This window comes from Streptococcus pseudopneumoniae (genome assembly GCF_038148935.1).
In the GTDB taxonomy this organism is placed as follows: domain Bacteria; phylum Bacillota; class Bacilli; order Lactobacillales; family Streptococcaceae; genus Streptococcus; species Streptococcus pseudopneumoniae_U.
Window position 1 is genome coordinate 1 of sequence record NZ_JBBJZX010000088.1, and the last position, 7,957, is coordinate 7,957.

A 7,957-nucleotide genomic window follows, 5' to 3' on the forward strand; every position below is an offset into this window, starting at 1 on the left:
GTTCCCAAAGTACGTGACGCCAAGTTGTATTCCAAATCACGGTAACGCAAGATTTGCACACGGATCATGAAGGCAATTCCAATCCATGTCGTCACACTCATAGCAAAAATTAGATTCCAGAATCCAGCTCCGATTGAGTAAGTCAAGACAATGACAATCAAAAGAGATGGGATGTTTGAGATGACATTATAAACTTCCATCATCACACGGTCAACTGATTTTGAAATTCCCCAAATACCACCGACAAAGACACCGATAACCAAGTTAATCACTGTCGCAATCACAGAAATGAGGATAGAGTTACGAGCTCCGAACCAGACACCGTCAAAAAGAGATTTACCGTTACTGTCTGTACCGAACCAATGCTCAGCATTTGGCTTGATATAACGAGCACTAAAGTCGTTTACCTTGCTGACATCATTGAAATCAAACTTAGAAAACATTGGGTAGATGAAACTCATCAAAATGATGGCTACCAAGATTCCCAACATGACTACAGTTGATTTTTTCTTCATAAATTGTCTAAACACTGACTTCCAGTAAGAATATGCTGGCGCATCAATAGTTTCAGAGGCAAAATCGTCACGTTTTACAAACTGAAATTTTTCTTTATCGATTGTAGACATTATTTGCCTCCTTTCTCAGTCAATTTAATACGTGGGTCAATAATGGTCATCCAAATATCTCCCAAAAGAAGTGAGAAGATAGAAATACATGTAAAGATGAAGACAAGACCAACGACCATAGAGTTATTAGATGCTTTTACAGAGTCAATCAACATTTTACCCATACCTGGGAAGGCAAAGACTGTTTCAGTAAGGGTTGCACCACCGATAACCCCAATAACGGCACCAGGAATTCCTGAAACCAGCGGAACCATGGCATTTTTGAAGATGTGTTTGTTTGAAATTTCTTTTTCAGACAAACCTTTTGCACGAGCAAAACGAACAAAGTCTTGAGATTGCAAGTCAATCATGTAACGACGAATCCAAATAGCTGTACCAGGAGCACCCAACAAACCAAGGATAACTGCTGGTAAAACGTAAGAACGCCAATCTCCAGCACCCAAGATAGGGAATGAATCTGGTAAACCAATTGAGGAACCAATCAATCGAACAATATAAACAAGGGCGATTGTTGGAAGTGCCATCAAAAAGGTCAAAGCCCCTGTTGAGAAGCTATCGATCCAAGTGTTCTTGAAACGAGCCATGGCTGAACCAAGTGGCACGGCAATCGCATAAGAAATCACCAAACCAATCAAACCAGCAATAGCAGAGCTGACAATCATAGATGGATATTGGTAATTACTTTCAGTCGCTGTATAAGGATCATCTTTCCCATAGCTAGCTACTTCACGAGAGTCAGCCTGACTAGGTGACTTGTAGGTTCTTGAGTAAATATTTACAGAAGACGTTTTCTTACCTGTTGGGAACTGAACTTGGGCAGTTTTGGTCTGTCCTTGACCTTGAGTAATAACCTGAAGAACTGGTGTATTAGCATAGGTTGGATAAGAGTCACCTAAATTGATATTCACAAAATTTTGATGCACAAATGGGAACTGACTGTTGAAGTATAAGAGATATTTATGTTTAGTACCTGAACCGACCAATGACCATCCGATAGCTGGATCATTTTCGAAACGAAGGTAGCGTTTCAAGTCTGGATTTTCAGGGTCTTGAATTTTATTTGTATGATCAATATCAATCAAGTTAGCATAGAAGTGAAAAACACGTTCAAAAATTGGAATTTCACGAGTAGCATAGAATTGACCACTTTCAGTAAATTCTCCCAAAGTCCAACCATGACCTAATTGATTGATGTACTTTTCATAAATAGCTTTATTGGTCGCATTTGCCTCTACTGTTACAGAAGAATCCATGCTACTTGCCTTTTCTTGCAACTCCTTAGTATCATAATACTCAATGTAGCCCATACGCTCAAACACAGTATTTTCATAGTTATCACGTTTATCAGCCGTTGTCGCAATTTTATTATAGTTAGGGTCCTGTTTGAAAATCAATTTTCGAGGAACCAAGGTATAGATAATCGTGTAGGTCAAAGTCGTTACTAAGAAAATCGAAACCAATGACCGCAAAACACGCATAAAAATATATTTTTTCATATTATTTCCTTTAAAAATCCCAAAAGAACCTTCTCCTCATGGAGAGAAAGTTCTATTAGAAATTATTTACTTCACATGACTTGCCAATTCTTTTTGAACTTTCTCATTTGATTCAGCTTTTTCTTTCAACCATTTTTCACGAGCTTTTTCATACTCTTCTTTGGTGATTGCTTTTTCACCAACTTCAGTGTACTTCAAGTATCCTGAATTTTCACCTTTAAGGCCGGCTACAGAATATGATGAGCTAAATGGTAGAACTTTTGAAACATATGAAACGGCTGTTTCTTTAGGAGAAGCCATTACTGGAATTGTCAAAGCATTATCAGTCAACCAAGCTTGTGCTACCGCGTATTTTTCATAACGTTTTTGAACATCTTGGTTTTCGCTGTTTGCATCATCAAGTAATTTTCCATAGTCAGCTAAAGCAAGTTTGCTTACTACTGATGCATCAGTGTTTTGGTCAATACCAAGGTAAAGGCGAGTGTTTCCTCCCTTGATGACAAACTGATCTAAGAAAGTAGAAGGATCTTGATAGTCAGGGTTCCATCCTAGCAAGGTGTGGATATCCCAATCTTGCTCTTTAGCTGTTGGAGCACTAAATGAAATTGGTAAAGCTTCTGCTTGAGTCATTTGTTGCAAGTCTACAACAACATTATCTGAACCCAATACTTTTTCAATTGATTGTTTCAATGATTGAACACGGTTTACAACCGCTGTTGATTCTTGGATAACCAAGGCATCCAAGTGGATTGGGAATTCAACACCTTCAGCTTGTAGGCTTGATTTAGCTTTAGCAAAGACTTCTTTAGCTTTTTCTTCATTGTAAAGTCCATTTTGAGAATCTGCTAGAGATACGTTTGACCAAGTAGAAGAATTTGTCTTAGCCAAGCTATCTTGTACCAATTCACCAAATGTTTTCTTACCAACTTGAAGATTATATGGTGCAAATGTATTACGGATGGCTACTGCAGCTCCATCAGTACCATTTGTTTGAGCTGAATAAGAACTGCGATCTACCGCAAAGTTCAAGGCTTGACGGAACTCCTTATTTAACAAAGCTTTTTGAGTAGATGTCTTTTGGGCATCACTTGTTTTGGCAGTGTGGTTATAAGTTGTACGGCCATAGTTCAAGCTGACAGTTGCAACACCCGCACCTGGTTCATTAAAGTAAATGTTATCTTTGAAGTCAGCTGCATATTTTTCATATGTCGAACTTGTCGGGAAAATACGAGCCTTGCTATATTGACCATCAGAAAAACCTTTGGCAATTACATCTTGATCCTTACCATCCCAGAAAGTGAACTTAACGTTCTCAATTTTTACATTTTCTTTATCCCAGTAAGCATCATTTTTAGCCATCTCGATAGATGATTTAGGAGTTACAGCCTTCAAGACAAATGGACCATTATAAAGAATAGAGTTAGCATCTGTTGGAGAACCAAAACCTTCCCCTTTTGAAGCTAAGAATTCTTCATTAACTGGCATCAAAACACCACTAGTTGTCTTGTCATTCCAGAAAGTTTCTGGCTGGTTCAAGGTATACTCTAGTGTTTGGTCATCAAGTGCTTTTACTCCAACGGTTGAAAAATCGCTTGTTTCACCCTTGATATAGGCTTCTAATCCCTTAATAGAAGAGCTAACGATTGAAAGTCCTTTTGATTTCCCATCTACCGCATGTTTCAAACCAGTAACGAAGTCTTTAGCAGTGACAGGAGCGTACTCTTCTCCCTCTGCTGTCACCCATTTAGCATCCTTACGGATTTTATAGGTATACGTCAAACCATCTTTTGAAACTGTCCATGATTCAGCAATAGAAGGAACCAGATTACCATATTTATCATTAGCCAACAAACCATCTACAGCATTTGTTGTGATGAATGATGTTGAATCGATATTGCTGACAATATAATCCAAAGTTTCTGGATCTGTTTGATAAACATATTGGTAATCTTTTGCTAGTTTCGCATTATTTGAACTAGTGTTTGAACACGCAGCTAGAACTCCTGACGCTAATAAGGTAGCTCCTGCTACAGCAAGCACTTGACTTTTTTTCATTTCTTCACTCCTCGTAATAAAGTATAGGTTGTTATCAATTATACCATAGATTTTAAGATGTTTCAAGAAAAATAAACGAATTTTCAGAATATTTAGGCTTATTAACACAAATTTTTCATTTTTTCTGAATATATGATTCAAATTGTCGTTCGAAGTATCAAAGGCTCCAGCGAAAATAGGAAATTTGACGCAGAAACTTTGGAGCTTAGAAAGACCTATAGTAAAATGAAATACGGACTGAACAATGTGATTTTGGAATTCAAATTAAATTATAATAATATTGTAGAAGTATCATTCTAGTATTCAAGATTCAATTTACTATATCTTTTTCACACCAACCTTATTCCGAATTCAATTACTTTCGTGATTTACACATATAGATTAAGACTATCTTTTATACTTTAAAATTTCTCGCTACCTTATCCACTATATACGCCTTGCTATCACGTTCCTGTTAGTAGTGCCACGATTTCGCTATCCCTTCCTTTGACAATTCTTATTTCCTGCGTCAGACTTAAAACGATCTATCCCCAGACCATTTTAATCCACTACCTCACGATAGTCAGGCTTGGGGAGAGCTATTGTATTCACCGATAGTGGAGCCCTACAGAGGACTTACACCTCAGATGCACGACATGTCCAGTGTATATAAAAATCTCCCACCCAAGGTAGAAGATTGTAATCTTATATACTTAATCCGTCATGTCCGATACCAAGGTTCGATGCTCCAATGGAATACTGCACATAACTAACAAGAAAATAAAGCCTGACTGAATCCAGAAGAGGGCCAAGTCAAAGATTCCGTGCACAGCAACCACTGTAAGGAAAGATAGATAAAGGCCGATAATCGGGCGTTTCCCCGACTCCTGACTCATATCCATCATCAAGCGAACAGGAGCCACAGAAGACAAAACTAATAAAATAGTTCCCACAATTCCGTAACTCAGAATCGTATCAATATAAAGACTGTGAGCATGTTCATGATAAGGAGCATTTATCCGAGGATACGAGTGCATGTAGGTCAATGGCCCCTCACCCCAAAAAGGATTTTGCTTAAACAAGGCCATCCCAGCATCCCAGATAGAAATGCGTTCTTCCATAGAAGAGTCTAAAGTCCCCATCCGAACTCCCAAATCACTAGAAAAGAGGAAGCTCAAGCCAATCGCAAAGACCCCAATACTAAGCCAAAAGGCCTTCCAGTTTTTAATGGTCGTAAAGAGATAGATAATGGCTCCAGCGATAATAGCAGGAAAAGCAGTTCGATTTTGAGTAAAGTTCAATCCAAAGAGATTCACAAAGCCTGCAATCACACAGAATACTTTCAACCAATTCAACTTGGTCGTTGTAAACAGATAGAAGGCAATCATGATACAGAAACAACAAATAATTCCATAATAATTAGGATTAAAGAAGGTCACTTCTGCACGATTCTGATGCCACACCTGCATATTTGGTGAAAGAAAAGCATAGTTGAATTTCTTCACAATTTGGAAATGCTCTAAACTCGCAAAAACAGCTGACAATACACTACCAAACAAGACGAGCTGCAAAATCAAGCGAAAGAATTTATGTGATAAAATCGACTGATAGTGCAAAAAGAAAACAGTATATAGAAGAATTCCTACTGAAGCCACAACTCCCATCCAATTTTGTGCAAAAACGGATATAACAGTACTATAGCCAAGAAAAAGAAGCAGCATCGGATGCTCCCCCATTTTCTGAAGAATACTTTTCATGTCTCCTGTAAAAATCAAACTGATAATATATAAACAGAATACAACTACAAAAAGATAAAAGGGTAAAAAGATACTCAGGATAATTCCCAATAAAATCAGCTCTTTACTAGACAACCCTCTCAGCTTTTCAATAAAGCCTATTGATTTCAAAATGAATCCTTTCTCTCCAAATCAGTTGATTCAGATAATAGTAAGCTATCCTATATTGTACCACTTTTTTAGCAATTTGAAAACAAAGGAAACGTTTTCCAAAATAAAAACCCTATCATGGTAACGTCTCACACTAACTTCCACCATAGCGGAACTTAATCTGAAACGCTTTCAGATAAGAGGATTTTGTGCGCTCTTTTTTTCGATTCATTTTGGCTACAAAAGCAATAAAATCAAGCATGTTTAAAACCAGTGGAAGTTACCCTGACACGGATTTCCACTGGTTTTTACGATTTTTATCAGACTAACTTCCACTTGGATTAGCGGTGGAAGTTAGTTTGCGAATTTAGCAAAAACCCTATTTTATCAACCATATCAAGGCTTCAAAATGTTACTTCAACTCCATTCTCAATTACCCGATAAGTCTGATTTTGCAAATCAATTTCTGCTACTGCTGTTACGGACTTATCTTTATTTTGACGTTTGATTACAATGCTGTGAGCTGTTGGTGTTTCAACGTCAATAGTTCCTTCTAAATCAAATGCTTCTGAACGATTACGGAAAGAAAATAGATTGAGAAGAGCCTTCACTACAGGACGTTGGACTTCTTCTGCTATTTCCTCATTGCTATAGTAATGACGATTAATATTTCGACCTTCTTTAGTTTCTTCCAATAATTTCAAATCATTCTTGCCTGCTAATAGACCTACATAGTAAACCTGAGGAATACCTGGGGCAAAAGCTTGAATTAGACGAGCGAGAAAATACTTAACATCATCATCTCCAAGCGCAGAATAGTAAGTTGAATTGATTTGGTAGATATCTAAATTGTTATACTCGGCACTAGAGTACTTACGTTTGACATTAGCTCCAACCTTATAGAGCTCATTTGAAGCATAGTCGATTTCCTCGTCAGTCAGGATATCCTTGACATCCACCACTCCAATCCCATCATGGGTGTCTAGCGTCGTAAATTGCTTCATTGGGCTCATCTTTAACCACTTAGCCAAACGCTCTGTTCTGGAACTGTAAAGAGTATAAAGTGTCACCATTGGAAGAGCAAAATCATAAACATAGTAATCGTGATCCGCTATTTTAAACTGAATCGAATAATGTTCATGAATCTCAGGTAAGAGCTCTGTCCCATACTCAGCAGCGATATCTCGAACTTTGTCCAATAAATCCCAAATATCTGGTTCTACAAAGAAATCATTAGTATCCAATTTCTTCACTGCATAAGCAAAGGCATCTAAGCGAATCAAATCACACCCATTACTTGCCAAGTGCTGAATCGTCTTATGGATAAATTCCATCGTTACTTCTTTGGTCACATCAAGATCAATTTGCTCCTCACCAAAGGTATTCCACAAATGTTCCACTGAACCATCTTCAAAAACAATCTCTTGCTTTGGTGCACGATCCTTACGCTTGTAAATTAAGTCTACATCAGCCTGTGTCGGACGGTTTTCTGGCCAAAACTTATCCCAGTTTAAAAAAAGATCCTTAAATTCACTGGCTTCATGTTTTTCTTGATAGTCCTTATAATACTTGGATTGACGAGAAATATGGTTAATCATAAAGTCAAACATAAGATAATATTTCTCACCTAAACGCTTAACATCCTCCCAATCACCAAAAGCTGAGTCCACTTCGTCGTAGTCAACTGGTGCAAATCCACGATCACCTGTTGATGGGAAAAATGGTAGAAGATGAACTCCCCCAATAGCATCTCCAAAATGCTCTTCCAAATTCTCATATAAGTCTTTAAGATTATTTCCCAGACTATCTGAATAGGTAATCAACATAGTTTTATTCTGAATTGGCATCATTACTCTCCTTTTTCTAATTGAAGCCAAGTCTCATATGACCTGGCTTCGTAAATCAAATTCATGTT

The 7,957-nt window shown here is 37.7% G+C and carries 5 protein-coding genes; all 5 read right to left on the bottom strand.

Annotation, left to right across the window (positions count from 1 at the left end):
- Nucleotides 1–626: ABC transporter permease (locus tag WKI42_RS08620; RefSeq protein WP_368081700.1), on the bottom strand; the 626-nt coding region annotated here is incomplete at its 3' end.
- Nucleotides 626–2,122, bottom strand: coding sequence for an ABC transporter permease (locus tag WKI42_RS08625; RefSeq protein WP_000759899.1), 1,497 nt, complete (start codon nt 2,120–2,122; stop codon nt 626–628). The genes WKI42_RS08625 and WKI42_RS08620, both read right to left, overlap by 1 nt.
- A gap of 66 nt (nt 2,123–2,188) precedes the next feature.
- Complete coding sequence (locus WKI42_RS08630) at nt 2,189–4,177, bottom strand: peptide ABC transporter substrate-binding protein (protein ID WP_368081701.1); 1,989 nt, start codon at nt 4,175–4,177, stop codon at nt 2,189–2,191.
- A gap of 692 nt (nt 4,178–4,869) precedes the next feature.
- Nucleotides 4,870–6,063: an O-antigen ligase family protein gene (locus WKI42_RS08635; RefSeq protein WP_173249594.1), complete on the bottom strand. Its 1,194-nt coding sequence runs from the start codon at nt 6,061–6,063 to the stop codon at nt 4,870–4,872.
- A 383-nt stretch (nt 6,064–6,446) separates the two neighbouring features.
- Entirely contained in the window at nt 6,447–7,889 is a 1,443-nt protein-coding gene (gene gtfA / locus WKI42_RS08640; protein ID WP_173219702.1) for a sucrose phosphorylase, read from the bottom strand.
- Nucleotides 7,890–7,957: the final 68 nt, after the last annotated feature.

Coding starts and splice junctions, on each gene's coding strand:
- WKI42_RS08625 (WP_000759899.1), bottom strand. CDS start 2,122: ATGAAAAAATATATTTTTATGCGTGTTTTGCGGTCATTGGTTTCGATT.
- WKI42_RS08630 (WP_368081701.1), bottom strand. CDS start 4,177: ATGAAAAAAAGTCAAGTGCTTGCTGTAGCAGGAGCTACCTTATTAGCG.
- gtfA (WP_173219702.1), bottom strand. CDS start 7,889: ATGCCAATTCAGAATAAAACTATGTTGATTACCTATTCAGATAGTCTG.